The organism is Acinetobacter sp. DMC2, assembly GCF_056314305.1.
In genome coordinates, this window is record NZ_JBQUYP010000004.1 from 1 (window position 1) to 24,731 (window position 24,731).

23 protein-coding genes and 1 pseudogene are annotated in these 24,731 nt (G+C 38.7%); 14 read left to right on the top strand and 10 right to left on the bottom strand.

The genetic code is table 11. From position 1 onward, the window contains the following. Window positions 1-178 precede the first annotated feature (178 nt). Together ACT53H_RS09090 and cysK are read left to right on the top strand one after the other, a co-directional pair. Window positions 179-721 carry a GNAT family N-acetyltransferase gene (locus ACT53H_RS09090; protein WP_476009123.1) on the top strand — a complete coding sequence of 181 codons (543 nt, stop codon included), beginning with the start codon at window positions 179-181 and terminating at the stop codon, window positions 719-721. Window positions 722-998: 277 nt separating this feature from the next. Further along, entirely contained in the window at window positions 999-1,997 is a 999-nt protein-coding gene (gene cysK, locus ACT53H_RS09095) for a cysteine synthase A (protein WP_174730912.1), read from the top strand. Between the two features lie 52 nt (window positions 1,998-2,049). Here cysK and ACT53H_RS09100 read toward each other — a convergent pair whose 3' ends face one another. The 4 genes from ACT53H_RS09100 to ACT53H_RS09115 all read right to left on the bottom strand — a co-directional run bounded on the left by ACT53H_RS09100 (window position 2,050) and on the right by ACT53H_RS09115 (window position 4,237). Then, window positions 2,050-2,658 carry a lytic transglycosylase domain-containing protein gene (locus tag ACT53H_RS09100; RefSeq protein ID WP_174730909.1) on the bottom strand — a complete coding sequence of 203 codons (609 nt, stop codon included), beginning with the start codon at window positions 2,656-2,658 and terminating at the stop codon, window positions 2,050-2,052. A gap of 291 nt (window positions 2,659-2,949) precedes the next feature. Further along, entirely contained in the window at window positions 2,950-3,162 is a 213-nt protein-coding gene (locus tag ACT53H_RS09105) for a DUF2798 domain-containing protein (protein ID WP_004795251.1), read from the bottom strand. A 10-nt stretch (window positions 3,163-3,172) separates the two neighbouring features. Then, complete coding sequence (locus tag ACT53H_RS09110; RefSeq protein ID WP_476009124.1) at window positions 3,173-3,733, bottom strand: flavodoxin family protein; 561 nt, start codon at window positions 3,731-3,733, stop codon at window positions 3,173-3,175. Window positions 3,734-3,751: 18 nt separating this feature from the next. Further along, window positions 3,752-4,237, bottom strand: coding sequence for a DUF2938 domain-containing protein (locus ACT53H_RS09115; RefSeq protein ID WP_476009125.1), 486 nt, complete (start codon window positions 4,235-4,237; stop codon window positions 3,752-3,754). An 81-nt stretch (window positions 4,238-4,318) separates the two neighbouring features. Between ACT53H_RS09115 and ACT53H_RS09120 the strand changes: the two genes are divergently transcribed. From ACT53H_RS09120 to ACT53H_RS09135, 4 genes are all read left to right on the top strand, one after another. Further along, window positions 4,319-4,723 carry a helix-turn-helix domain-containing protein gene (locus ACT53H_RS09120; protein ID WP_004795245.1) on the top strand — a complete coding sequence of 135 codons (405 nt, stop codon included), beginning with the start codon at window positions 4,319-4,321 and terminating at the stop codon, window positions 4,721-4,723. Window positions 4,724-4,870: 147 nt separating this feature from the next. Further along, complete coding sequence (locus tag ACT53H_RS09125) at window positions 4,871-6,130, top strand: esterase-like activity of phytase family protein (protein WP_476009126.1); 1,260 nt, start codon at window positions 4,871-4,873, stop codon at window positions 6,128-6,130. 212 nt (window positions 6,131-6,342) lie between these two features. Beyond that, the gene (locus tag ACT53H_RS09130; RefSeq protein ID WP_174740452.1) at window positions 6,343-8,724 is read left to right on the top strand and encodes a YgiQ family radical SAM protein; all 2,382 of its coding nucleotides are present in this window, start codon (window positions 6,343-6,345) and stop codon (window positions 8,722-8,724) included. 314 nt (window positions 8,725-9,038) lie between these two features. Further along, window positions 9,039-9,539, top strand: coding sequence for a DUF2726 domain-containing protein (locus tag ACT53H_RS09135; RefSeq protein WP_004795239.1), 501 nt, complete (start codon window positions 9,039-9,041; stop codon window positions 9,537-9,539). A 147-nt stretch (window positions 9,540-9,686) separates the two neighbouring features. Here the strand turns inward: ACT53H_RS09135 and ACT53H_RS09140 are convergent, their stop codons facing one another. Further along, the gene (locus ACT53H_RS09140) at window positions 9,687-10,040 is read right to left on the bottom strand and encodes a RidA family protein (protein ID WP_174730889.1); all 354 of its coding nucleotides are present in this window, start codon (window positions 10,038-10,040) and stop codon (window positions 9,687-9,689) included. 161 nt (window positions 10,041-10,201) lie between these two features. Here ACT53H_RS09140 and ACT53H_RS09145 point away from each other — a divergent pair, with 161 nt between their 5' ends. Both ACT53H_RS09145 and ACT53H_RS09150 read left to right on the top strand, forming a co-directional pair. Continuing rightward, window positions 10,202-11,020 carry a hypothetical protein gene (locus tag ACT53H_RS09145; RefSeq protein ID WP_238612791.1) on the top strand — a complete coding sequence of 273 codons (819 nt, stop codon included), beginning with the start codon at window positions 10,202-10,204 and terminating at the stop codon, window positions 11,018-11,020. A gap of 106 nt (window positions 11,021-11,126) precedes the next feature. After that, window positions 11,127-11,243: pseudogene (locus ACT53H_RS09150) on the top strand (hypothetical protein). Between the two features lie 4 nt (window positions 11,244-11,247). Here ACT53H_RS09150 and dinB read toward each other — a convergent pair. From dinB to ACT53H_RS09170, 4 genes are all read right to left on the bottom strand, one after another. Then, window positions 11,248-12,303, bottom strand: coding sequence for a DNA polymerase IV (gene dinB, locus ACT53H_RS09155; protein WP_151989346.1), 1,056 nt, complete (start codon window positions 12,301-12,303; stop codon window positions 11,248-11,250). 1 nt (window position 12,304) lies between these two features. After that, window positions 12,305-13,063: a glycoside hydrolase family 25 protein gene (locus ACT53H_RS09160; RefSeq protein ID WP_476009127.1), complete on the bottom strand. Its 759-nt coding sequence runs from the start codon at window positions 13,061-13,063 to the stop codon at window positions 12,305-12,307. Between the two features lie 77 nt (window positions 13,064-13,140). Further along, window positions 13,141-14,532, bottom strand: a complete 1,392-nt coding sequence (mdtD, locus tag ACT53H_RS09165; protein ID WP_111855757.1) for a multidrug transporter subunit MdtD — start codon at window positions 14,530-14,532, stop codon at window positions 13,141-13,143. 171 nt (window positions 14,533-14,703) lie between these two features. Next, window positions 14,704-15,327: an LOG family protein gene (locus ACT53H_RS09170; RefSeq protein ID WP_049838293.1), complete on the bottom strand. Its 624-nt coding sequence runs from the start codon at window positions 15,325-15,327 to the stop codon at window positions 14,704-14,706. Window positions 15,328-15,653: 326 nt separating this feature from the next. Here ACT53H_RS09170 and ACT53H_RS09175 point away from each other — a divergent pair, with 326 nt between their 5' ends. The 6 genes from ACT53H_RS09175 to ACT53H_RS09200 all read left to right on the top strand — a co-directional run bounded on the left by ACT53H_RS09175 (window position 15,654) and on the right by ACT53H_RS09200 (window position 24,220). Beyond that, the gene (locus ACT53H_RS09175; protein ID WP_004795227.1) at window positions 15,654-17,246 is read left to right on the top strand and encodes a TerC family protein; all 1,593 of its coding nucleotides are present in this window, start codon (window positions 15,654-15,656) and stop codon (window positions 17,244-17,246) included. A gap of 72 nt (window positions 17,247-17,318) precedes the next feature. Further along, entirely contained in the window at window positions 17,319-17,783 is a 465-nt protein-coding gene (locus ACT53H_RS09180) for a YchJ family protein (protein WP_476009128.1), read from the top strand. A 45-nt stretch (window positions 17,784-17,828) separates the two neighbouring features. Beyond that, the gene (locus ACT53H_RS09185; protein ID WP_004795225.1) at window positions 17,829-18,473 is read left to right on the top strand and encodes a trimeric intracellular cation channel family protein; all 645 of its coding nucleotides are present in this window, start codon (window positions 17,829-17,831) and stop codon (window positions 18,471-18,473) included. A gap of 79 nt (window positions 18,474-18,552) precedes the next feature. Beyond that, window positions 18,553-19,872: a niacin transporter NiaP gene (gene niaP, locus ACT53H_RS09190; protein ID WP_476009129.1), complete on the top strand. Its 1,320-nt coding sequence runs from the start codon at window positions 18,553-18,555 to the stop codon at window positions 19,870-19,872. 152 nt (window positions 19,873-20,024) lie between these two features. Next, on the top strand, window positions 20,025-22,244 hold the full coding sequence (gene parC, locus ACT53H_RS09195; RefSeq protein ID WP_476009130.1) for a DNA topoisomerase IV subunit A: 2,220 nt from the start codon (window positions 20,025-20,027) through the stop codon (window positions 22,242-22,244). A gap of 296 nt (window positions 22,245-22,540) precedes the next feature. Continuing rightward, entirely contained in the window at window positions 22,541-24,220 is a 1,680-nt protein-coding gene (locus ACT53H_RS09200; protein WP_004795215.1) for a long-chain-fatty-acid--CoA ligase, read from the top strand. 40 nt (window positions 24,221-24,260) lie between these two features. On the opposite strand, the gene ACT53H_RS09205 is transcribed toward ACT53H_RS09200, so the two are convergent. Further along, window positions 24,261-24,650, bottom strand: a complete 390-nt coding sequence (locus ACT53H_RS09205) for a hypothetical protein (RefSeq protein WP_151964589.1) — start codon at window positions 24,648-24,650, stop codon at window positions 24,261-24,263. Window positions 24,651-24,731 lie beyond the last annotated feature (81 nt).

Sequence of the window (24,731 nt, forward strand, 5' to 3'; positions counted from 1 at the left end):
GGGGTTTCCCATGTGAGAGTAAGTCATCGCCAGCTCATTATTCAAACACCCCGACCCCGAAAGAGGCCGGGGTGTTTTTTGCATGCGGGTAATAAATATTAAGGGGTTTTAACTAAAAAACTTCATATTATTTCGAGCTTTGCTTATGATTTAAACAATTAAAATAGAGTTTCTGCCTATGCAGTTTAAAATCATCGCGGCTCATGACTTAGATAAACAACAACGGCAACAAATTACTGAGCTATGTTTTGCTGCTTTTGATGAAGATCCTTGGAGTCAATATACCTTCATGCAAACCGCTGTGCATATAATAGGCATATTGAATGATAATATTGTGTCACATGCTTTATGGACAGATCGAATTTTTACCTTAAAAGATGGTATCACTGTAAAAACTGCTTATATAGAATATGTGACTACTGATGTCAAAATGCGTGGAAAAGGACTCGCATCTAAATTATTACGATATTTAACTGATGTTTTAACTCCTTTAGGCTATGAACTCGCGGCATTACAGCCTGAAGATGATACATTCTATAAAAAATTAGATTGGATTTCGTGGTGGGGGGATTTACACATCAAACAAGATGCTTCCACTTATCTAACATATGATTATCAAATTATGTTATTTCCGTTGAGCGCTCAGCTGAAAGAGCGACTAACTCATAATTTAGAAGATGATAGTATTTGTGCCGATTGGAGAGAGGGTGAACTTTGGTGACTCGCTATATAAAATTTTGGAAAACATTAGCTTTAGCGTGTAACTAGAAGATTAGGGTAGTGTTAATAATGTAAGATATGGATGGTAAAATAAAATTATTTAATCTAATAATTTGATTTTTAAAATAATTATTAATTTTTTGTTTATTAGAAAGAAATCTATGACAAGAGACACTGTTCACTTGAGAATTCAGGCATTACTTAGCTTTTCTACTTTCCTGTTTATTATAGAAGCTTATAATGAGTCAGAATCATTCCAAATCTAATAAGGATATAACATGTCTACTGATCAGCAATTTCCAACACCCAATAATTTAGGGATCGCGGTATATTCCAATAATGCAGAAGCTATTGGTAATACTCCTTTAGTTCGCATTAACCGTTTGATTAAAACTGGTGCAACCGTATTAGCAAAAGTGGAAAGCCGTAACCCTGCATTCTCTGTGAAATGTCGTATTGGAGCGGCACTAATTGCAGATGCAGAAAAGCGCGGTGTGTTAAAAGAAGGCATGCAAATTGTTGAACCAACCAGTGGTAATACGGGGATTGCACTAGCTTTTGTTGCAGCTGCTAAGGGTTATCCAATTACTTTAACTATGCCTGCAAGCATGAGTCTTGAGCGTAGAAAAGTATTAAAAGCTCTCGGTGCCAATTTGATTTTAACTGAACCAGCGAAAGGAATGAAAGGTGCAGTTGATGAAGCTATACGATTAGCAGCTGAACAGCCAGATGTTTATTTCTTACCTCAGCAATTTGAGAACCCAGCGAATCCACAAATCCATGTAGATACAACTGGTCCTGAAATCTGGCAAGCAACAGGTGGACAAGTTGATATTTTGGTTGCGGGTGTAGGTACTGGCGGCACAATTACTGGTATTTCTCGTTATTTCGAACAAGTTCAAAATAAACCTTTGTATTCTGTAGCCGTTGAACCTGCTGAGTCTCCAATTATTACTCAAACTAGAAATGGAGAGAACATTACACCTGCACCACATAAAATTCAGGGTATTGGTGCGAACTTTATTCCAAAGAATCTTGATTTAGATCTTGTGGATGAAGTTTTACCCGTGACTAGCGAAGAAGCAATTCAGTGGGCAAGAAACTGTGCAACTCAAGAAGGGATTTTAGTGGGTATTTCAAGTGGAGCAGCTTTGGCTGCGGCAGCAAAAATTGCAGAACGCCCTGAAAATGTTGGTAAAACTATTGTTGTTATTCTGCCAGACAGCGGAGAACGTTATTTATCTTCTGTTCTGTTTGACGGTTTATTTGACGAATAAAATTAACTGTATAAAAAAGCCCATCAATAGATGGGCTTTTATTTAAACTTATTTATAAAGCACTTTTTAAAGCTTTTTGATGACGTTTAACAGATCGAGCATATTTTTTAGCTTTGTGCCGTGTCCAGAAACTTCTCTCATATCCAGTTGGCCCAACATTATAATAAGCCGTTGCTTTGAACCAACTATCCGCTGACTGATAGTAATGATTTAAAATATATGCGCCACATTGAATATTTGTAGATTCATCATACAAATTACCAGTACAAGTTTGTTGCCAATAGCTGGGAATAATTTGAGTTAAACCTACTGCACCCGTAGGCGAGAGGGCATTAGTATTGTAACTCGATTCTTGTCTTATGACCGCGGCAAGTAAAAGAGGGGGCACATTATATTGGTCAGCACTTTGAATAATTATTGGAGATAACCGATTCGCTGTGCTTTGTGGAACAGCATAAGCTTTTTGTAGACCAGACGAGAGCTTATTTGAACGCCATGAAAATGAACCACTATTCGGGCCTAAGCTTGTACACCCAGTCATTATTGTCATTAAAGCAATTACGAAAAATTTGAGACTCAAAATGTGTATTTGAGTCGGTTTAAAATAATTGTTAGATAAAGATGAGGTAAGCAAAATACAAAACCAATAATCAAATTTCAAATGAAATCATGGTATTCAGCTGTAATTAATCGATCAATATAAGTTCTGTTGCTCAGCACAAGCAAAGAGTGAGAATTTTGTATAATTAAAATGAAAAAACCCCGACATCCTGTCGAGGTTTTTTCGTATTCAGCTTATGTAGCTAACTCCTGTCAACTACCGCTTCCTGCGTTCTTATTCTTCTTCAATGAGACATCCTGTCTCTCTATGCTTCATATATTATGAAAAAATACTAAAGATGAATATCCGCAAATCGCCGCAAGTTTCGTACGTTTTAACTTACAGATCAACTTACTTAAATACAATGTCGACAAGTTTCTGAGCTATAGGCGCACAAATCAATACACTTGGAAAAGCCAATATCCATGCAATAATCCAAGCCGATACCCACAATGAAAGGAAATGATGATTTAGCTCCACTACTTTAAAAGTTGAAATACCCGAAACTATAAAAGACATCATTCCAGATAAAATTAACAGAAATAAAAGCTTCTGTGCTTTCATGGCCTTATATTCATTGATAAGCATTTAAGGTCAATGCAAAATTTTCTCCAAATTGTTGAGCAGTTTTAATATCTCCTTCATCAAACCTATCGGCATTACTGCCATGTTCAGCTTGAGCCATTAAGCCTGACCATGAACCAAGACGGTTAGCTGCTTTTGTATAGGTAACACCTTGATGTTGTTCTGGCAGAATTGGATTGCCTACCCAGAGCATGCCGTGCTGCATACAAAAGGTAAAAATCGAAATTAACGTCGATTGTTTATCACCTGCAGGAAGAGAGGAAACGGTAAATCCAGCTGCTAATTTTCCTTTAAAACTCTGTTTTTTCCATAAAGGACCTGTTGCATCCATGAGTTGTTTTAACTTGGAAGAAACGCCACCTAAATATGTAGGAGAACCCCAAATTAAGCCGTCATATTGGTTAAGAACTTCTGGGTTTTCGATAAGATCTTCGGCATTGAGCAGATCTACTTTAATATCTTTATGATTCAAGATGCCAGTTTGAATTTGCTGAGCAATAAATTGGGTGTGGCCTTGGCGACTATAGTAAATAATGGCAACGGTTTTCATGAGCAGTTTCCTCTTTATTTAAATTTGAAATAATTTTGCAGTGAGATATAAGCCACAACCAAAAACACTATGGTTCATCAAACTTTTTAGGCAGTTCAAAAAAGGACGAGGGGTTTTTGAAGAAGCAAAACCACTACCCATCGCAGGTTGCATAATAAAAAAAGGAATGAGAACGGTGACTACACCAAACAGTAGTGCTGAATAAAACTGAGGATGGCTAAGCCAAGTTGAGCCAACAATTAAAAGAAAGCTAAATGAAAAGATTAGCCCGACACTATAGTGAGCAACCCAACCTAATAAATATTCACCCTTAATTTGAGGGCTTTGAGCTATAGATTGATGGATGATTTTTCCGTGGAATATCCAACCGACCCAGCGTCCAAGCAAGCCGAAGTTTAAGGTCGGAATTTTGAATATCTTTAATGTTAACAGCCAGATATCCATCATAATTGTTGCGCCAATGCCGAGACATAAAGCCTGAAAGAACAATGTGGAGAGATTCATTTTGAAACCTTGCTTTTATACGTCTGAAACGTGATAAATTTATTGTGCAAGTTAAAGTTCACTTGAAGTCAAGAGATTGTTATGGATATTGGTGAAGTCGCTAAAAAGGCAAAAGTCACAACCGCTACATTACGTTTTTATGAAGAGAAAGGATTAATTAAATCGATAGGGCGGCAAGGTTTACGTCGGCAATATGGGAAACAAGTGCTTGATCAACTGGCACTCATTGCTTTAGGTCGTGCTGCAGGTTTTTCTTTAAATGAAATCGCAACAATGTTTGGGCAAGATGGTAAACCAGAGCTCAATCGGCAAAAACTAAAAGATAAAGCTGAACAATTAGAGCAAATGGCTAAACGATTGCATTTTATCAGCCAAGGATTACAACATGCTGCGGTATGTCCTGCTGAAAATCATATGGAATGTCCAACTTTCCAGAACTTTTTGAAAGCAGCAATTGCTGGAGAATATCAGCCAACGAAACTTTAATTATTTTTGATGAGGTCATTTAGTTTGTGTTTGTATTGAACAGTTGAGTTTGTCATATTTTCGCCATAAAGATTTCATCTTTTTGAAGTAAAAACTTCATATAAGATTGATTAAATTTGCTTAATTTTTTACCAACTGTATAAAACTATGAGCAAAAAAACTTTAGTCGCATTATTATGCTGCGCCAGTTTAGGATTGACGGCATGTAATGATGATAATGATCAAGAACAAACTTCACCTACTGAAAAAGTTACCGAACCGACCTTAATTTCTTTTGCCAAGTTACCTGTAGAAACTTATGCAGCTGGTCCAGACTCTGGCGCATATGTGAAAGGTGCAAATGGAATTTATCCTCCATTTAAGGGTCAACCTGTACAAGGCTTTTCTGCTGCATTAAAAAATGAAGATGGCAGTTATATGGCAATGGCTGATAATGGTTTTGGGACTCAAGATAATTCAGCAGATTTTTTACTTCGTATTTATAAACTAAAGCCTGATTTCAAAACTAAAGCTAAAGGCACGGGGCAAGTGACTGTGCAAAGCTTTATCCAGCTGCGTGATCCAAATAAGTTAATTCCTTTTAATATCGTGAATGGTGATACAGCTGATCGATTATTAACGGGCGCTGATTTTGATCCAGAGTCAATGCAACGTACTAGCGATGGTACTTACTGGATTGGCGATGAATTTGGACCTTATTTACTTCATTTTTCAGCAGATGGAGTATTACTGGATGCACCGATTGCTCTGCTAAATCCGTTAAATCCGACTCAAGAATTACGTTCGCCACAAAATCAGTTTAATAAAGCACAAATTAATTTTGTAGAACCTCTAGTTCAGCAAAGTGGTGGTTTTGAAGGAATGGCGATTTCGCCAGACGGGCAGTATCTTTACCCTCTTATAGAAAAGCCAATTAAATCAATTCGGGAAACAGAAAGACAACTACTGATTTCTCAATTTGACCTGAAGAAAAAAGTGTATACAGGAAAATATTATTGGTTCCAGTTAGACAGCAAGGCAACCAATATTGGTGACTTCCAACTCTTTAATGATAAAGAAGGGATCATTATTGAACGTGATGCGACTCAGAATAATTTAGGCGGCTATAAAAAATTAATCCGTATTAAATTACATGAGTCCGGTCAGCTAGTAAGCCGTGAAGATTTGGTTGATTTAATTAAAATTGCTAACCCGAATTTATTGTATAGCACAGCAAGAGCAGGGGATATCGGTACGGGACAGGTTTTTGCTTTCCCATTTGAAACCATTGAAGATGTGATTATTGAAAATGGTACAACGCTTACCGTTTTCAATGATAATAACTTCCCTGGTTCGACAGGGCGTAACGCAAAACTGGCTGATGATAATGAGATTATTCAGATTCGTTTACCAAAAGATTTGTTTTAAGCTCTATAAATAAAAATTAAAACTGCGGCGGATTTTATTCCGCCGTATTTATTCCAAGAATAAAATATTGAGTAAACTTTAATCAAATTAATTTCTATATTATTGTTTTCGCATGTTTTATAAACAGGGAAAATGAATGAAATTCATGTTAAAATGATCGGCTTTCATCTTTAGATGTCTCTCCTCCATCTGCTAGCCGAGATTCGCAAGCCATGTCTACTGCCTACACCATGCAGACTGCGCCAAAAGCGCTGTTTGATTACGACAAATATTGGGCGTCGTGTTTTGAACCCGCACCATTTTTGCCGATGTCACGAGAAGAAATGGACCAACTCGGCTGGGATGCATGTGACTTTATTTTAGTCTGTGGCGATGCCTATATTGACCATCCATCGTTTGTATCGGGTGTAATTGGGCGTGTGCTTGAAGCACAAGGTTTCCGTGTCGGAATTATTGCGCAGCCAGACTGGACTAATGTTGAAAGCTTCCGCGTTTTAGGTAAGCCAACAATTGCTTGGGGGGTGACCGCAGGTAATATGGATTCGATGATTAACCGTTATACGGCAGATCGTAAAATCCGTTCTGATGATGCTTACTCTCCAAACAATGAACCAAATAAACGTCCTGACCGTGCAGCAACGGTATATTGCCAGCGTTGTCGTGAAGCCTTTCCAGATGTACCTGTGTTATTAGGCGGTATTGAAGGTAGTTTACGTCGTATTGCGCATTACGATTATTGGTCAGATAAAGTCCGTCGTTCAATTTTGATGGACTCAAAAGCTGATTTGCTCATGTATGGTAATGGTGAGCGTGCCATTATTGATGTGATGCACCGTTTGGCTAAAGGTGAAAAAATCCACGAGATTACGGATGTTCGTGGTACAGCATTTATTATTAATAAACATAACAAAGCATCAAAAGCAAAGTTTGTTGAGGTTGCGAGTAATGATGTAGATACGGTTGGGCGTGTTGATCCAATTATTAACCCATATGTCATGACTGAAGATATTGATGGCTGTGAAGTTGAAAAAGAAAAAGGTAACTCCCTAGCTCAGTATCAAGATTTCCAGAAAGAGATTGTTGCAAATCCGATTGTGCGTGAAGGCGACAAACTAGATGACGACACTCAAATCGTTCAATTAAAGCCAGCACCGTCAAAAGCAATTAAACACAAATTACCACCACGCGAGTTAGCGGTAATTCGTTTACCTTCTTTTGAAGAGGTGGCGAATGATCACGTACTTTACGCGCATGCAAACCGTATTTTGCATCTTGAAACTAATCCGGGTAATGCCCGTGCTTTGGTTCAACGCCATGGTGAACGTGATGTCTGGATTAATCCACCACCAATTCCTCTAACGACTGAGGAAATGGACTATGTGTTTGATCTTCCGTATGCACGTTTGCCACATCCTACTTATGGCGATGCTCGTTTCCCTGCATTTGATATGATCAAATTCTCGGTCAACATTATGCGTGGCTGTTTTGGTGGCTGTACATTCTGTTCGATTACAGAACATGAAGGTCGTATTATTCAAAACCGTTCGGAAGATTCGATCTTACGTGAGATTGAAAAAATCCGTGATACAGCACCAAACTTCACAGGTATTATTTCAGATTTAGGTGGTCCAACGGCAAACATGTACCGTTTGCATTGTAAAGATCCTGAAATTGAGAAGAACTGTCGTAAACCTTCTTGTGTATATCCAGGCGTTTGTCAAAACTTGCATACCGATCATGCCCCTTTAGTGCAGCTTTATCGTAAGGCACGTGCAATTAAAGGCGTGAAGAAGATTCTGATTGGTTCAGGTTTACGTTATGACCTTGCCGTACTCAACCCTGAATATGTCAAAGAGCTGGTACAACACCACGTTGGCGGTTATTTAAAAATTGCTCCTGAACATACCGAAAATGGTCCTTTATCTAAGATGATGAAGCCGGGTATTGGTACGTATGATCGTTTCAAACAAATGTTTGACCGTTTCAGTAAAGAAGCAGGAAAAGAGCAATATTTAATTCCTTACTTTATTGCAGCACATCCGGGTACTTCAGATTATGACATGATGCACCTTGCAATTTGGTTGAAAAAGAATGGTTTCCGTGCCGATCAAGTACAGACGTTCTATCCATCGCCAATGGCAACTGCAACAACCATGTATTATTCGGGCAAAAACCCGCTTGCTAAAGTAGCTCGCTATACTGAAAAAGTTGATATTGTAAAAGGTGAGAAACGCCGTCGTCTGCATAAAGCATTCCTACGCTACCATGATCCAAACAACTGGCCATTGCTTCGTGAAGCTTTAAAAGAAATGGGCCGTGCAGATTTAATTGGTAATTCAAAGCAGCACTTGATCCCGACCTATCAGCCACAAGGTACTGCTGAAGGTGAATATAAGTCGGCACGTAAGAAGAACTCTTCTGTAGCGGGCGATTCAGCAAAACGTGGTCAAGGGCAATCTCGTTCAGGAACAGGGCAAAAACGTCCACAAAAAGGACAAGTTCTAACCCAACACACTGGTTTGCCTCCTCGTGAAACCGGTGAGAAAAGACCATTTGGTGGAAAAAGTAAACCTAAAAGCAAGGTTCGTGGATAGTGATAAAACAGGCTCTTAAATAGAGCCTGTTTTGTTTTTAAAGTGTCTATTTAAATCGTATAGTGAGATTTTTGAAGATTAAAAGTACAAAAAACGTAACGAATAATGATAAATAGCAAAAATCTGACGAGCTGCACTTGATTGTTGTAGATTCTATGATTATAAATAATGTGAGGGTGGCTAAATTTAAGCCAAGCTTGATAACTACAAGTGAAATTACTAAGTGAACCTTTTAAAAAACGGCTCTGTCGTTATCAATTAAAACAAAGTGTGATCTAGCAAAATCATTATAAAAAACCTAAAGGATTGGACCCATGTACTATTTAATCACGATCTTATTATTATTTCTGGCTGTTGTAATGGCAGTGAAAAGTCTTTCGCGAAGGCATCAACATGATAGTGCCTTGAAGCGCCGTGCAGTCTTAACCAGTCATGAGCAAATGACATTAACCAGACTACAAACAGTTTTGCCTAAATTTACCGTGTTGGCACATGTATCGTTTGATGCATTATTAACTACAAAATATGCGCATACACGTCGAAAATATCAAAATATGGCGGCTGATTTTGTTGTGCTTGATCAAAATTATCAGGTTGTTGTAGTGGTTGTTCTTGGAGAAAGTGGTTTACGCCGAGCGCATCAACAATATGAACGTCGTCTATTACAACTGGCTGGCTATCGTGTGCTTCATTACAGTGAGGTGCCTGATTATCACGATCTAAGAAGGGACTTATTGACTCCAGAAACAGAGATGGCAATTTTACATGCAACGCCGCAACTAGAACGAATGTCAAATGCGTTTGTGAAGTCTTAAAAATTAGAGATTATAGCAATTGATTAGAGAACTCATTAAAGAGGATCTTAATAACATGCTGACATTAAAAATGTTAAAACTACTAAAAAATTGAGCAATATAACTAGAGATATTGCTCAATTTAGTTTCACTTTATATTTATAAAAATTATGGAAGTACTGCAACTACCGTCATTTCTACAAGCACGTCTGGTGCATAAAGTTTGGATTCTACACAAGTACGTGCTGGTGGATGTCCTTCACTAATCCATGCATCCCAAACAGCATTCATTGCTGCATAATCTTTGTCGATATCTTTTAGAAAAATCATAACAGAAAGAATATGGGTTTTATCTGTTCCAGCTTCTGCCAATAGACGGTCAATATTATCTAAAGTTTGTTGAGTCTGTGCTGTAACATCGACGCTTGTATCATCTGCGAGTTGGCCAGCTAAGTGTACTAAATTACCTGAAATCGCAACTTCGCAGTAGCGTGAAGTCACGTGTAAACGCTGCACGGACATAAGCTTTACCTGATTTAAAAAACAATAGAAAAGATTGTACTTGATTGAATTAAGCAGTGGAATTTTTTTAGTTGATATTGGTGGCTATAATTAATTAATGACAAGATTTATTATAAATTGCTAATATCTGCATTGAATAAAATAATATATTGGACATGACCATGCGAAAAAAAATAGAGATTATTATATTGGGAGGATTAGTGGGAATGACAACAATAACGCATGCTATAAATCCTGATCAAGAATATATATTGTTCTTTGAAAAATATAAACAGTTGTCGAATGAGAGTGATCCGAAAGGAATGGAACTCTATGCAGACAATGCCAAACTTCATCAAAAACAAATCACACCAGATGGTATTGAACAAAGCATGAGTATGTCTGGGAAAAAATTAAAAGAACTATTTTTAGAAAATCAAGAAATGCTTCAAAAGCTGGGATATACATCTAACTATAGTGATGTGAAAGTGACGAGAAGTCAAAATTCTGCAAAGATTTCAGCGACGAGATATAGCACTAATAACTGTTTTACAGATCGTGATTACTATATGGTGGTTTCTCGTGGGGTGGATAAACAGTTATATATTACAGAGGAATATTCTACAAGTGTCCCTCAGAATTTGTGTAAAGAAAGTATTAAGGATGATTTGCCGCTACAGTTAACTTTTGGGGCCAAGATAATCAATAAAAACTTGCCTATGCAAGTAGATCGAGAAACAAATTTAGAGCATGTTGAGGCTCAAGGGAAAGAATTAACGTTGAATTATCGTCTGATTCATATAACGTCTGTGGATATGCCTACTGAATGGGTACAAGCAATGGAAGTTAATGGTGTTCCTGAAATTGTTAAAGGTGTTTGCAATAATATAAAAATGAAAGAATTATTAAATAAAGGAGCGCAACTTAATTTAAAGTATTTATATAAAGATAATGTACCATTAACTAAAATTAAAATGACCAAACAGGACTGTAATATATAAATGTTTTTATTAAAGAATAAATTATAATAAAAGGGCACATTTGTGCCCTGTAATATTCGGATTTGGTCGTCACGCCAATCACAGGACGATATGCCGAAAGTAAAGGTTGCTTTGGCATGTTGCAAATACATGGGTAATGAATATGCGTTGATTAGGTTACTCTAAAGTTTCAGTAAAAGGGAGTCTATTTTGTTTAAAAGTTGCTCTTTTGAGTGAAAATTAATCAACTACCAGAGGTTAAGCTGGAAGTCATCCGCTTGGGTTTGTAATTGATAAACTCCTATACCAATTAAGCGAAACTGAAAATGTTCAGGAATCTGCATTTCATTTAATAATAAAAATAAAACTTGGATTAAGTCCTGCAGCGATTGGATCGGTCTTTTAAAGCTTTTACTATGTTGTAAAGTCTGAAAATTCTTGAGTTTAAGCTTAATATTCACACCACGTGCATTGAGTTGTTTTTTCTCTAAGCTTTGCCAGACTTTCTCGGCTAGTCCTTGCCAATAGGGCTGACATTGAACCAAAGTAAAGTCACTATCGAAAGTTGTCTCTTTGGAAATTTGTTGGCGGGCTCTTTCAGCTTGAACAGGTCTATGGTCAATCCCTTGAGCATATAGATAAAGTTGTTGTCCATATTTACCAAAGTGGTGAACTAAAACAGCCTCTTCAATTTTCTGTAAATCGCCCAAAGTATGTAGTTGAAGTTGCTGCAATTTTTCCTGAGTGACTTTGCCGACGCCAGGAATCTTTTTAAGGGGCAGGTCTTGAATAAAACTAGCGACTTGCGAAGGTTTGATTACACACAAACCATTCGGTTTATTCCAATCTGAAGCAATTTTTGCCAAAAATTTATTAGGGGCTACACCTGCTGATGCAGTCAGTCCAGTTAACCGAAAAATATCTTCCCGAATATGCATCGCAACTTCGGTTGCACTCGCAATCTGTTTTAGATTTTCAGTGACATCTAAATAAGCTTCATCAAGCGATAAAGGTTCAATAAGCAGAGTATATTGCTGAAAAATAGAGTGAATTTGAGCAGAGACTGTGCGGTATTTTTCAAAATTTGGCTCAATAATAACGACTTGAGGGCATAGTTTTCGTGCCTGACTCATCGACATAGCTGAACGCAAACCAAATTCACGGGCAGGATAGGATGCAGCAGCAATGACAGCTCGCGGATGATGCGAAGAAATAACCACAGGGAGATGCTTTAGATCAGGACGCTCTCGCAATTCGACTGATGCATAAAAGGCATCCATATCGATATGAATGATTTTGCGCATATTATTGTGCTTTCACGATGCCTTGCTGCTGTAAGAATTGGTGCCATTCTTTGAGTGAACCCTCATAAACATTTAAGTCTACGGGTTTTATTATCCCTTCAATTTTACCCTGATTACTATGCTGCCAAAAGAGCCATTTTCTCTTGTCTTTAAGTTCGGGTTTACCTTCATAATCACGAACCCAAAGTGGTGTATTAGGAAAACTACCGATTAACACAATGTGATAAAAAGTTTTAGAAATATAAAATATAGGCTGTTTGCCATAATGCTGTTTTAGACGATCATGCATGATGCCTATTTCTTTAAGTAATTGTTCTTTGGTATGTGAATTAATACAGTTACCGTCATATTCCAGATCAATGACGGGTGGAAGCGCATCTGATTTTTTAGGCACAGTCGCAATAAAGTTATCTGCTTGTGTCTTTCCATCACGACATAGACGATAAAAGTGATAAGCCCCTACATGAAGCCCATGTTCACGAGCTTTGAGCCAGTTTTCTTGAAATTTTGAATCTTTGTAATCACCACCTTCAGTCGCTTTCAAATAAACGAATTGGAATTTTTCCGGTGATATTTTTTTCCAGTTGATATCACCTTGATGATGAGAAATATCAAAGCCTTGAACTGGATAATCTTGTGCAACGGCTTTTTGCTGATAGAACAGACCAAAATAAGCCAGAACTCCCATAACACATCCCAAGCCAATTCCGATAAAGGTATTGTACCGTGCTGTGAAAAAGGTTTTAGCCAGTTTGGTCATGCAAAACTCATTACAGATTTGAAGCTGACATCATAACGTGATTCAAGAGGGAGAAACTACGCTAAAAATGCAACGGCTTATACGGGGGTATTTTTTGGAATTTGCCAGAAAATAAGCGCTGTAATGACATTGATACAGCCGAGGCAAATTAAAGTGACGTGGAATGCAGTGGTCACATGGTCAGCTCCATAATAATCAGTAAAGATATTAATGAGTGTGCCAGCGAGTGCCACGCCAATACTCATTGATAGCATCATGATCATCGATAAAAAACTATTACCGCTACTTGCATCTTGTTGAGGTAGATCTTTTAAGGTGAGTGTGTTCATACCCACAAATTGCAGTGAGTTTAATGTGCCAAATAAGAAAAAGTGTAAGGCTCTAAACCAAGTTGGAGTGTCAACTGTCATGATGGCGAAAGAGGCGATACATAGCCCGACCAGCGTTGTATTAATGAGTAAAAAACGTCGGTAGCCAATCTTTTGAATAATCGGTCTGACAATTGGCTTTGAAAATAATGAACCCAAGACTAATGGAATCATCATTAAACCTGCTATGAAAGGTTCAAAGCCAAAAGCCACCTGTAGCATGAGCGGTAAAACAAAAGGTAAAGCATTACCACCAAAGCGGGCAAAGAAATTACCTAAAATACCAATCGCATAAATTTTGTTTCTAAAAAGTCGGCTACGGAACAACGCATTTTGATGAGTATGAGAGTGATAGGCATACCAAAGCGTTGCGATTATGCCGACGACTAATAGCGAAATACTGAACCATTTTGAATATTCAGGTGAGGCTAAATGCTCGATACCCAAAGACCATCCAATCATGGCTACCACTAATAAGATGAAGCCGCCTAAATCAAATGTTTTGACTGAAGGTTCTTTTAAATTAGGCATGACTTTTAATGTCATTAAGATGCCTAAGATACCCATGGGAATATTGATGAGGAAAATCCAGTGCCAAGTTGCAACTTCAACTAACCAACCACCCAAAGTAGGACCCGCCAAAGGTCCGAGTAAACCTGCAAGACTCATTAAGCTCATTGCAGCTAAGAACTGAGTTCGGGGAATAATCTTTAAAAGTGATAGTCTGCCAACAGGAAGTAGTAAGGCTCCGCCTACGCCTTGGATGACTCGGAAAAATAAGAGTTCATTGAGGCTCTGAGAAAGACCACAACCTAAAGAGGCTAAAGTAAAAATAACGATTGCCGATAAGAAAATATTTCTAACACCAAAGCGGTCTGCTAACCATCCACTTAAAGGAATGCAGGCAGCTACTGATAAAACATAGGCCACAACTACGCTATGCATGCGTAGAGGGTCTTCATTTAAATGGTGAGCCATTGCAGGAATAGCTGTATTTACAATTGTTGTGTCCAAAGCCTGCATAAAAAAGCCAATGGAAACCAAAAGTACGAGTAAGCGATATTCAGGTTGCAAGGCTTGGTGAGTCGGCGTGGCATTCATAACATTTGAAAGTTAACGTTTTGATCTAGTGTAAAACAAATTGAAAGTAAAAAAAGTAAGACAATGTTGATTACCCCTTTAATAAATCTAAGTGCTTTTGAAGGTAGCGGTGAAAATAGTTAAAACAAAAAAAGCGGCAGAACCGCTTTTTTATGGAGAGTAGGTGGGTAACTAAACAACAAATCTTTTCGGCATTTTTAAATTTTTAATGACGTTATAAATTTGATCGACATCATCACATACAATTAATTTAGCTCGGTGCTGAAGGGGAAGAAAACCTTCTTGAACCGCATGGTCTAGTTGGGCAATCAATGCATTATAAAAGCCATTTACGTTATACAAAATCATGGGTTTTTGGTGTTGGTTAAGTTGGCCCCACGTGGCTATTTCCAATATTTCTTCGAATGTTCCTAAACCGCCGGGTAATGCAATAAATGCACTTGCACGCTCTGCCATCATGGCTTTGCGCTCGTGCATGGTTTCTACGACATGTAATTCGGTTAAGCCTGCATGGGCTACTTCATAATCGAGCATAAATTCAGGAATGACACCGACAGCTTCTCCGCCGTTTGCAAGAACGCTTTCAGCAACTTGTCCCATTAAACCAATACTGGCACCACCGTAGACTAAACCGAAACCTTGGTCAGCAATTCCATGAGCGAGTTCAATCGCCTTTTCTCGGTAGATCGGGTTATTTCCCGCACGTGAACCACAATATAATGCAATAAGAGGTTGTTTTGTTTTTACAGCTGTTATTGGTGAATCATTTACTGCCATTGTTAATACGCTATTCATTGTTTTATTTTCACCTTATCACGTTCATATTTCTTGTCTACACTAAGCAAAAGATATGACAACTTTATAAGCAGATTTATAGTAAAGACTCATGTTTTGTATGGGTTTGGTGAATGCCTGTCATGAACAAATAAAAATGATGAATTTATGTTAAATCTTGCCTATACTAAAAATTCGTTTAACAACATATGAACAAATATGGGTAGTGGTTGTAGTCGCTCCGTTTTAATTTCTTGTCTTAAAAAAACATTTTCCCTCCTTTGTATGGGCATGCCTGCTGTGTTGCCAAATAAAGATAAAATCCAATTAGCACAGGAGCAGGATCGATGATCTTTGAATGGATGTCTGATCCATCTGCTTGGGTGGGTTTAGCAACATTAATCGTTCTTGAAATTGTATTGGGGATCGATAACCTCGTTTTCATCGCTATTTTGGCCGAAAAACTGCCACCAGAGCAGCGTGGTAAGGCTCGAAAACTGGGATTAGTATTGGCTTTAGGCATGCGTATGCTTTTGTTGGCTGCCATTGCTTGGGTCGTAACGCTTACTCATCCACTCTTTCATATTTTTGATCATCCATTTTCTGGTCGTGATTTGATCTTGTTGTTCGGTGGTGTGTTCTTGCTCTTTAAAGGCACCATGGAATTACATGAGCGCATGGAAGGCAAACAACTGCAAAAAGAAGATAATCCGGTTCATGCTGCGTTCTGGATGGTCATTGTCCAGATTGTTGTGCTTGATGCCGTGTTCTCGTTAGATAGTGTGATTACCGCCGTTGGTATGGTTAAAGACAAAAGTGTCATGATGCTGGCAATGATTGTTGCTGTCGGAATCATGTTATGGGCATCTAAACCGCTCATGGACTTTGTGAATAAGCATCCAACAGTCGTTATTCTGTGTCTTGGTTTCTTGATGATGATTGGTTTCTCTTTGGTCGTGGAAGGTTTTGGTTTCCATATTCCGAAGGGCTACTTATATGCTGCAATTGGCTTCTCAATTTTGGTGGAAATTATCAATCAGAGTATGCGTCGCAATCAGGAAAAGATGGTTACGACCACCGATTTACGTTATCGCACTGCTTCCGCCGTGTTGCGTATGCTAGGAAGTAAAAGCAGTGGTTCTAGCTCAGATACGCAATCTTCTGATAAAGAAGACGTATTGGCTACACAAGCTTTTGCAGATGAAGTTTTTGACGAAGAAAATGGCGCTTATCATAGTGTGCTTGTGCAAGGTGTTCTTGGTTTATCAGAGCGACCTGTAAAGTCTGTTATGACTCCACGACCTGAACTTGAGTGGATTAATTTAGACGACGAACCAGACGTTTTAAAAGAACGTTTAATGTCAATGACGCACTCTCGTTTGATTGTTGCACGTGGTGAGCTTGATAATATTGAAGGTATTGCGCTTACGCATAAAGTTCTAAATGGCTTTATCGAAACAGGTGTGGTCGATTTCCAAAAGCATTTACGCGAACCTGTCATTGTGCATGAAAATGCTCAAGTACTTATGGTGATGGAGCAATTACGTCAAGCACCGTTACAAATGGCAATCGTTTTAAATGAATACGGTTCAATTGAAGGTATTGCAACGCCAATTGATATTTTAGAAGCTATTGCGGGTGAATTCCCTGATGAAGATGAGCTAGACGCAGCAGCTGAAAGCTTGGCAGATGGTTCATTAATACTTGAAGGTTCAACAGACATTCGCCACGTATCGCTTTTATTAGGCCGTGATTTGGTCGATGAGAGTGAACAGTATTCAACTTTGTCAGGTTATTTGTTATTCCATTTAGGTCGCTTACCAGAAAATGGTGAAGCTGTTGAAGCAGATGGTTATCGCTTTGAAGTGATTACGATGGAAGGTCATAAAATCGAGAAAGTTCATATTGTTTCTATCGAACAAGATGAATCAAAAGATTAAATGACATTTTAAGCCTAGAAACATCATAAAATAGCTCAACTCTGAGCTATTTTTTTATTTGAGAAACACAGAATGACTCAACACACTTGTCCATGTGGAAAAGGCAGCTATGCAGAATGTTGTGAGCCTTTACATTTAGGCACAGCAAAAGCCCTGACAGCAGAGCAGCTTATGCGTTCGCGTTATAGTGCTTTTGCATTGCAGCAAATTGATTATATTGTGAAAACAACCGCTTTAGGCCAGCAAACTGAACTTGATAAAGAGGCTATTGCAGACTGGAGCAAACAAAATCAATGGTTGGGTTTAGAAGTCGTTAATGCCAAAGAAAAACTAGATAAAACCCATGCACAGGTTGAATTCAAGGCACATTATCATGATGGACAAAAAGCTCAGGTTCATCATGAGATTTCACATTTTGTATATCAACAACAATGGTTTTTTCTTGATCCCACGGTAGATATGCATGTCACGATGAAACAGCCTTGTATATGTGGCTCTGGAAAAAAATTTAAACAATGCTGTGCACAATTCCTATAACTTTATCTTAAAATACGCGCACCGTTTGGCCTGAGGGAAAGGGCAATGTTACTCACCGTTATTTATATTATTGCGATTACTGCCGAAGCCATGACAGGCGCACTGTCTGCTGGGCGACGGAGTATGGACTGGTTCGGTGTCGTACTGATTGCCTGTGTGACTGCTTTAGGTGGTGGGTCTGTACGTGATGTATTACTTGGTCACTATCCTTTAACTTGGGTAAAACATCCTGAATATCTTGTTCTGACTTGTTGTGCTGCTTTTGTCACAATCATTATTGCCAAATGGATGCGTCATTTACATAACATCTTTTTGGTACTCGATGCTTTAGGACTAATTGGATTTACCATTATTGGTTGTCAGATTGCCTTACAAATGGGGCATGGTTTTGTCGTATCGGCAGTAGCAGGGGTGTTAACTGGCGTTTCTGGCGGTATTTTGCGTGACATTTTATGTAACGACGTTCCGTTCGTTTTCCGTCGCGAACTTTATGCGAGTATTTCTTTTGTAGCGGTCATTTGCTATTGGGTATGCTTAGATTTGGGATTCAGTTTAGAGTTAACTGTTATTTCAACCTTAATTTTCGGTTTTACTCTGCGTTTGATTGCGATCTATTTCGGCTTAGAAATGCCTAAGTTTATTTATAAAGATGACGATGCAGAATCAGCTTCATCAACCGATGAACATTAATCATGCAGAATACGATGTGAGCATGCTATAACAATTAAATATTGTATTGCTCACTTATTCTTTCCAGTAGAGTTTTCTTATGGATCTGGTTTCACGTATACAAAATCTTCCAATTGGCAAATTCCACTACACATTATTGTGGGTGGTTGGTTTAGGTTGGATGTTTGATGCGATGGACACCGGTATCATTGCTTTTATCATGACAACGCTTGTTAAAGACTGGGCATTAACACCAGCCGAAAGCGGTTGGATTGTCAGTATTGGCTTTGTAGGAATGGCGATTGGAGCAGTTTGCTCGGGAGCTTTAGCCGATCGTTTTGGCCGAAAGACAATATTTGCTACAACCATGGCAATTTATAGTATTGCGACTGCCTTATGTGCTTTTGCTCCAGATTTAAAATGGTTACTGATTTTCCGTTTTATTGTTGGCCTTGGGCTTGGCGGGCAGTTACCTGTTGCGGTGACATTGGTGAGTGAGTATATACCCTCACATGTACGTGGTCGTTTTATTGTATTACTTGAAAGTTTTTGGGGTTTAGGCTGGTTAGTTGCTGCGTTAATTTCTTATTTTATTATTCCTAAATTTGGCTGGCATATCGCATTTCTGATGGGCGGCCTCCCTCTGATTTATATTTTAGTGATTTGGAAAAAACTCCCCGAGTCGATACCGTACCTGATTAACCGTGGTCGTATCGAAGAAGCGCATACTTTAGTTCAAAAACTAGAAGCTCAGGCGGGTGTCCAAATCGTTCATCACATTGAAGTTGTGCCTGTCGCCATACAACAAAAGGTATCTTTTAAACAACTTTGGAGTGGCCCTTTTGCACGCCGTAGTTTAATGCTTTGGCTCATCTGGTTTGGGATCGTCTATTCCTACTACGGTATCTTTACATGGTTACCAAGTTTATTGGTGAAACAGGGCTATGACATTGTTAAATCTTTTGAATATGTTTTGCTGATGATTTTGGCGCAACTACCCGGTTACTTGGCGGCTGCATGGTTTGTTGAGCGATTGGGTAGAAAAATTACTCTCGCTTCATTTATCGGGTTTTGTGCATTGTCTGCATATTTCTTTGGACAAGCCGACAGCGTAAATAGCATTATGTTTTGGGGCTGTCTCATGTCTTTCTTTAATTTAGGGGCATGGGGCGTGTTATATACCTATACGCCAGAACAATATCCAGCCAATATTCGGGCTTTCGGTTCGGGCTGGGCATCGGCAATGGGGCGTTTAGGCGGAATTTTGGCGCCGATTGTGGTTACTCATATGATGGTTGAAAAGCATGGGTTTAGCCATGTTTTTATGATGTTTACCGTTGTTTTACTTTTGGTCGCAGCTGTAATTTTAATATTAGGTGAAGAAACCCAAGGGAAAAGACTCGAGTCGATAGGCTTGTAGTTTTGCCTAACTTTATAGCAGGTAACTAAAAATATAGAGAGATGAGACATAATTTGACGCTCAGGTGACAGACTCCCTCTTGTGTCTGTAACATAGCCCACTTAGCATAAGACTCATTTAAAATAACGACTGATTTGGAAGATAAGCTGACTATGACCAGCCTTGCGCATCAAGCGACAGAAAACCGCTCTGTAGCCGAATTTACTGAACAGGCTTACTTGAATTATGCCATGTACGTCATTATGGACCGTGCATTGCCGCATATCAGTGATGGCTTAAAGCCTGTACAGCGCCGTATTGTCTATGCCATGAGCGAGCTAGGCTTAAAAAATAGCGGCAAGCCAAAAAAATCAGCGCGTACAGTAGGTGATGTGCTCGGTAAATACCATCCTCATGGTGACTCGGCATGTTACGAAGCGATGGTATTGATGGCTCAGCCATTTAGTTATCGTTATCCTTTAATTGAAGGACAAGGTAACTGGGGGGCACCAGATGATCCTAAGTCATTTGCTGCGATGCGTTATACCGAAGCAAAGCTTTCTGCTTACAGTGAGTTGTTGTTAAATGAGTTAGGTCAGGGCACAACTGACTGGCAAGATAACTTTGATGGTTCATTAAAAGAACCTATTACGTTGCCAGCGCGTATTCCTAATATTCTACTCAACGGCACAACCGGTATTGCCGTTGGTATGGCGACAGATATTCCTCCACATAATTTACGTGAAGTGATTAAAGGCACGATTGCCTTAATTCGTAACCCACAAACTTCAGATGAAAAATTGGCTGAATATATTCCAGGGCCAGATTTACCAACAAAAGCTGAAATTATTACTCCGCCAGAAGAATTACTCAAAATCCAGACCACTGGTCGTGGCAGTTACCGCATGCGAGCGGTTTATACCATCGAAAAAAATGAAATCGTGATTACTGAACTGCCTTATCAAGTATCGGGCTCTAAGGTGATTACTCAAATTGCCGACCAAATGCAGGCCAAAAAGCTGCCATTAGTCGTTGATATTCGTGACGAGTCGGATCATGCAAACCCAACACGATTAGTGATTGTACTTCGCTCTAACCGTATTGATGCAGAAGCGGTAATGAGCCACTTATTTGCAACCACCGATCTAGAGTCGAGCTACCGTGTTAATTTAAACATGATTGGTGAGGATGGACGTCCTCAGGTTAAATCGATTCGTCGTATCTTGCTTGAATGGATTGAGATCCGTAAAAAAACGGTAACTCGCCGTTTAGAATATCATTTAAACCGAATTGAGAAACGCCTGCATATTTTGGCAGGTCTTTTAATCGCTTATCTTGATATTGATACAGTGATTCGTATTATTCGTGAAGAAGATCAGCCTAAACCTGTATTGATGGAACATTTCAATATTGATGAGATACAGGCAGAAGCAATTTTAGAACTCAAGTTACGTCATTTGGCAAAGCTTGAAGAGATGGAAATCCGTCATGAACAAGATGAGCTTGCTGCAAAAGCTGCCATTATTCGTGAGCAATTAGAAAATCCAGAATCTTTAAAAAATCTGATTATTGGTGAATTAAAAGAAGACGCGAAAAAGTTTGGTGACGAACGCCGTTCTCCAATCGTGGTGCGTGCTGAAGCTGTTCAGATTAAAGAACAGGATTTAATGCCAGCCGAAGCGGTAACGGTGGTTTTATCTGAAGCGGGATGGATTCGTGCTGCAAAAGGTGCGGATGTTGATGCAGAGAATTTAAACTATCGTGCGGGCGACCAATATTTAAGTCACGCTGTGGGTAAAACCAATCAACGGATCTATTTCCTTGATGAGACAGGGCGTAGTTATGCCTTGCCTATTAGCAGTTTGCCATCAGCAAGAGGTTTGGGCGAACCTTTAAGTTCTAAACTTGCTCCTGCAAGTGGTGTGTCGTTTATTCAGGTTTATCTAGAAGACGAAGAGTCTGAACTTATCGCGGCGAGTACCTCTGGTTATGGGTTTAAAACTAAAACCAAACAGTTAGATACCAATGCCAAGGCAGGTAAGACATTCTTGTCTGTTCCTGAAGAATCAAAAGCTTTACCATTGATATCTGCTCAAAATATGACGCACTTAGCAGTGCTCAGCTCAGCAGGTCGACTCTTGATTATTGATTTGGCAGAACTACCAAATCTAAATAAGGGTAAAGGTAATAAGTTGATACAACTTGATGCGAAAGAGCAAATTTTATCCATGACAACCCTGAACTTAGATGAAATAATTCAGGTGGTTGCAGGTCAGCAACATCTAAAATTAAAAGGTGATGATCTACAAAAATATATGGGTAAACGAGCTTCAAAAGGTCAGCTCTTACCACGTGGATATCAAAAAGCAAATAAACTGTTGATTCAGAGATAAAGCTAGCGTCTGGCAACATAAATACGCTATATATGGCAACATGTTCAAGCAATGAACTGAACTTGTTGGTATTGAATAACGATTAAAAGGACAGCAATTTGGAGTACGTAATTTGTACTCCATGCAAAAAATTTGGCAGGGTTAAATTGTCAAAACTTCTGTCTCATAATCTTGTTCGAAGTGTCATGAATGTGCCAATAAGTTTTAAATATGTTCTGGCACCAAGAAGCTAAAGAATAGCTGGGGCATTGAATAACAGTTATTACTAAGGATTACGAATCGGAGATAATGGCATTATGGAAAAAATTTGGTTTGCAGAATACCAAAAAACAGGGATTCCAGAAACAGTAGCATTGCCTGCGGAAAATACCTCACTTGTTGATATTTTTGAGAGTAATTTCCAAAAATTTGGTTCTCGCGATGCCTTTATCTTTATGGATAAAGCGATGTCATTTAATGAGTTAGAGCTTGCAAGCCGTAAGTTCGCGACCTATTTGCAAAATTTGGGGTTAGCAAAAGGAACTCGTGTGGCAGTGATGATGCCGAATGTATTGCAGTATCCTGTAGTTGCATTAGCTGTGTTACGTGCAGGTTTAGTGTTAGTAAACGTTAACCCACTTTATACTGCGCGTGAACTTGAGCATCAATTAAATGACTCAGGTGCAGAAGTACTTGTGATTATCGAAAACTTTGCCAGTGTTTACCAAAGCATTTTAGGTAAAACTCCAGTGAAGCATGTTGTAGTTGCATCAGTCGGAGATATGCTCGGTACACTCAAAGGTACTCTGGTGAATTTTGTATTACGTAAAGTACGTAAACAAATTCCAGCTTGGAATATTCCAGGACACGTTAAATTTAACTCAGCATTAAATAAAGAAAATGCGAGTAATTATAAGCGTCCGACTTTAACTTTAAGTGACACGGCTGTACTTCAATATACTGGTGGTACAACAGGTGTTTCAAAAGGTGCAGAGCTTACTCATCGTAATCTTGTAGCAAACTTACTTCAGTGCGACGGTATTTTCCAAAGTAAATTTGGTGCAAATGATGGGGCTAAAGGCGACCGTATTGTTTGTGCTTTACCGCTTTATCATATTTTTGCGTTCATGGTTTGCGCGATGTACGGTATGTATAAAGGTCAAGCAAATATCTTGATTCCGAACCCTCGTGATTTACCAGCTGTTATTAACGAATTACGTAAATATCAACCATCATTCTTCCCAGCAGTAAACACATTGTTTAATGCTTTAGTGAACAATGAAGAATTCAAACAACTTGACCATAGCAATTTAAAAATGGCGATGGGCGGTGGTATGGCCGTTTTACCTTCTACAGCAGAAGCTTGGAAGAAAATTACTGGCACAACCATTATTGAAGGTTATGGCTTGTCAGAAACTTCACCTGTAGCAACTGCAAATCCACCTGCTTCTACTGAATTTAGCGGCACTATTGGTATTCCGTTACCTTTAACTGAAGTTGCTATTTTAGATGATGACGGTAAAGAAGTTGCTTTAGGTGAGCAAGGCGAAATCTCGATTCGTGGTCCTCAAGTGATGAAGGGCTACTGGAATCGTCCTGATGAGACAGCTAAAGTCATGACAGCAGATGGTTTCTTCCGTACTGGTGACATTGGTGTGATGGATAGCCGTGGATATACAAAAATTGTAGACCGTAAAAAGGATATGATTTTGGTTTCTGGCTTTAACGTTTACCCAAGTGAAATCGAAGAAGTTATTGCTAAGCATCCAAAAGTATTGGAAGTTGCAGCCATTGGTGTTCCAGATGAAAAATCAGGTGAAGTGCCAAAACTCTTTATTGTGAAAAAAGATCAAAGCTTAACGACTGAAGAAGTTTTGAGCTTCGCTAAAGAAAACTTAACAGGTTATAAACGCCCTCGTTATGTTGAGTTTATGGATGAATTACCAAAATCAAATGTAGGCAAAATTTTACGTAAAGACTTACGTAAACCAGCCTAATCAGTTAATAAAAAAAGCGCCTTAGGGCGCTTTTTTTATTTTAGTTTTTATGGCTTTTTATAAACCAGCGGTCTATATAAGGGCGTCCAATTCCGACCATCCCAACAAAAACAAGCATTGTGCCGAGTTGCAGGCGTAGGTGAGTTAAATCAAGCTGACCATAACTTAAATAATTATCTGCGAAGCAATATATCGTAATCACAATGAGCCAATGCCACAAAGTAAGTCGTTTAATACCGACTGCAATAAAGGTAATTGTTAAAATAACAAAGGTGCCAAGTGTCGATTGCCAATTCAAATTTGCACAAATCACGCTAAGTAAAAAAGCCATAATAGGGAGTACGATCTTTAATATGCGATCTATTTGAAGTTGATTCTGTTTTTGCTTATCCAAGACTTCAAACAATTCTTTTTGATCAGGTTGTTGCATACATGGCCCTATTAATCAGTGATGACAAGTGATTGCATAAAATTTCAGGTAAAAACGCAATGTTATGATAGCATGATCAAC

Bases quoted from the DNA above. Each gene is read 5' to 3' on its own strand.
- ACT53H_RS09090 (WP_476009123.1), top strand. From the start codon at position 179: ATGCAGTTTAAAATCATCGCGGCTCATGACTTAGATAAACAACAACGG.
- cysK (WP_174730912.1), top strand. From the start codon at position 999: ATGTCTACTGATCAGCAATTTCCAACACCCAATAATTTAGGGATCGCG.
- ACT53H_RS09105 (WP_004795251.1), bottom strand. From the start codon at position 3,162: ATGAAAGCACAGAAGCTTTTATTTCTGTTAATTTTATCTGGAATGATG.
- ACT53H_RS09110 (WP_476009124.1), bottom strand. From the start codon at position 3,733: ATGAAAACCGTTGCCATTATTTACTATAGTCGCCAAGGCCACACCCAA.
- ACT53H_RS09115 (WP_476009125.1), bottom strand. From the start codon at position 4,237: ATGAATCTCTCCACATTGTTCTTTCAGGCTTTATGTCTCGGCATTGGC.
- ACT53H_RS09120 (WP_004795245.1), top strand. From the start codon at position 4,319: ATGGATATTGGTGAAGTCGCTAAAAAGGCAAAAGTCACAACCGCTACA.
- ACT53H_RS09125 (WP_476009126.1), top strand. From the start codon at position 4,871: ATGAGCAAAAAAACTTTAGTCGCATTATTATGCTGCGCCAGTTTAGGA.
- ACT53H_RS09130 (WP_174740452.1), top strand. From the start codon at position 6,343: ATGTCTACTGCCTACACCATGCAGACTGCGCCAAAAGCGCTGTTTGAT.
- ACT53H_RS09135 (WP_004795239.1), top strand. From the start codon at position 9,039: ATGTACTATTTAATCACGATCTTATTATTATTTCTGGCTGTTGTAATG.
- ACT53H_RS09140 (WP_174730889.1), bottom strand. From the start codon at position 10,040: ATGTCCGTGCAGCGTTTACACGTGACTTCACGCTACTGCGAAGTTGCG.
- ACT53H_RS09145 (WP_238612791.1), top strand. From the start codon at position 10,202: ATGCGAAAAAAAATAGAGATTATTATATTGGGAGGATTAGTGGGAATG.
- dinB (WP_151989346.1), bottom strand. From the start codon at position 12,303: ATGCGCAAAATCATTCATATCGATATGGATGCCTTTTATGCATCAGTC.
- ACT53H_RS09160 (WP_476009127.1), bottom strand. From the start codon at position 13,063: ATGACCAAACTGGCTAAAACCTTTTTCACAGCACGGTACAATACCTTT.
- mdtD (WP_111855757.1), bottom strand. From the start codon at position 14,532: ATGAATGCCACGCCGACTCACCAAGCCTTGCAACCTGAATATCGCTTA.
- ACT53H_RS09170 (WP_049838293.1), bottom strand. From the start codon at position 15,327: ATGAATAGCGTATTAACAATGGCAGTAAATGATTCACCAATAACAGCT.
- ACT53H_RS09175 (WP_004795227.1), top strand. From the start codon at position 15,654: ATGATCTTTGAATGGATGTCTGATCCATCTGCTTGGGTGGGTTTAGCA.
- ACT53H_RS09180 (WP_476009128.1), top strand. From the start codon at position 17,319: ATGACTCAACACACTTGTCCATGTGGAAAAGGCAGCTATGCAGAATGT.
- ACT53H_RS09185 (WP_004795225.1), top strand. From the start codon at position 17,829: ATGTTACTCACCGTTATTTATATTATTGCGATTACTGCCGAAGCCATG.
- niaP (WP_476009129.1), top strand. From the start codon at position 18,553: ATGGATCTGGTTTCACGTATACAAAATCTTCCAATTGGCAAATTCCAC.
- parC (WP_476009130.1), top strand. From the start codon at position 20,025: ATGACCAGCCTTGCGCATCAAGCGACAGAAAACCGCTCTGTAGCCGAA.
- ACT53H_RS09200 (WP_004795215.1), top strand. From the start codon at position 22,541: ATGGAAAAAATTTGGTTTGCAGAATACCAAAAAACAGGGATTCCAGAA.
- ACT53H_RS09205 (WP_151964589.1), bottom strand. From the start codon at position 24,650: ATGCAACAACCTGATCAAAAAGAATTGTTTGAAGTCTTGGATAAGCAA.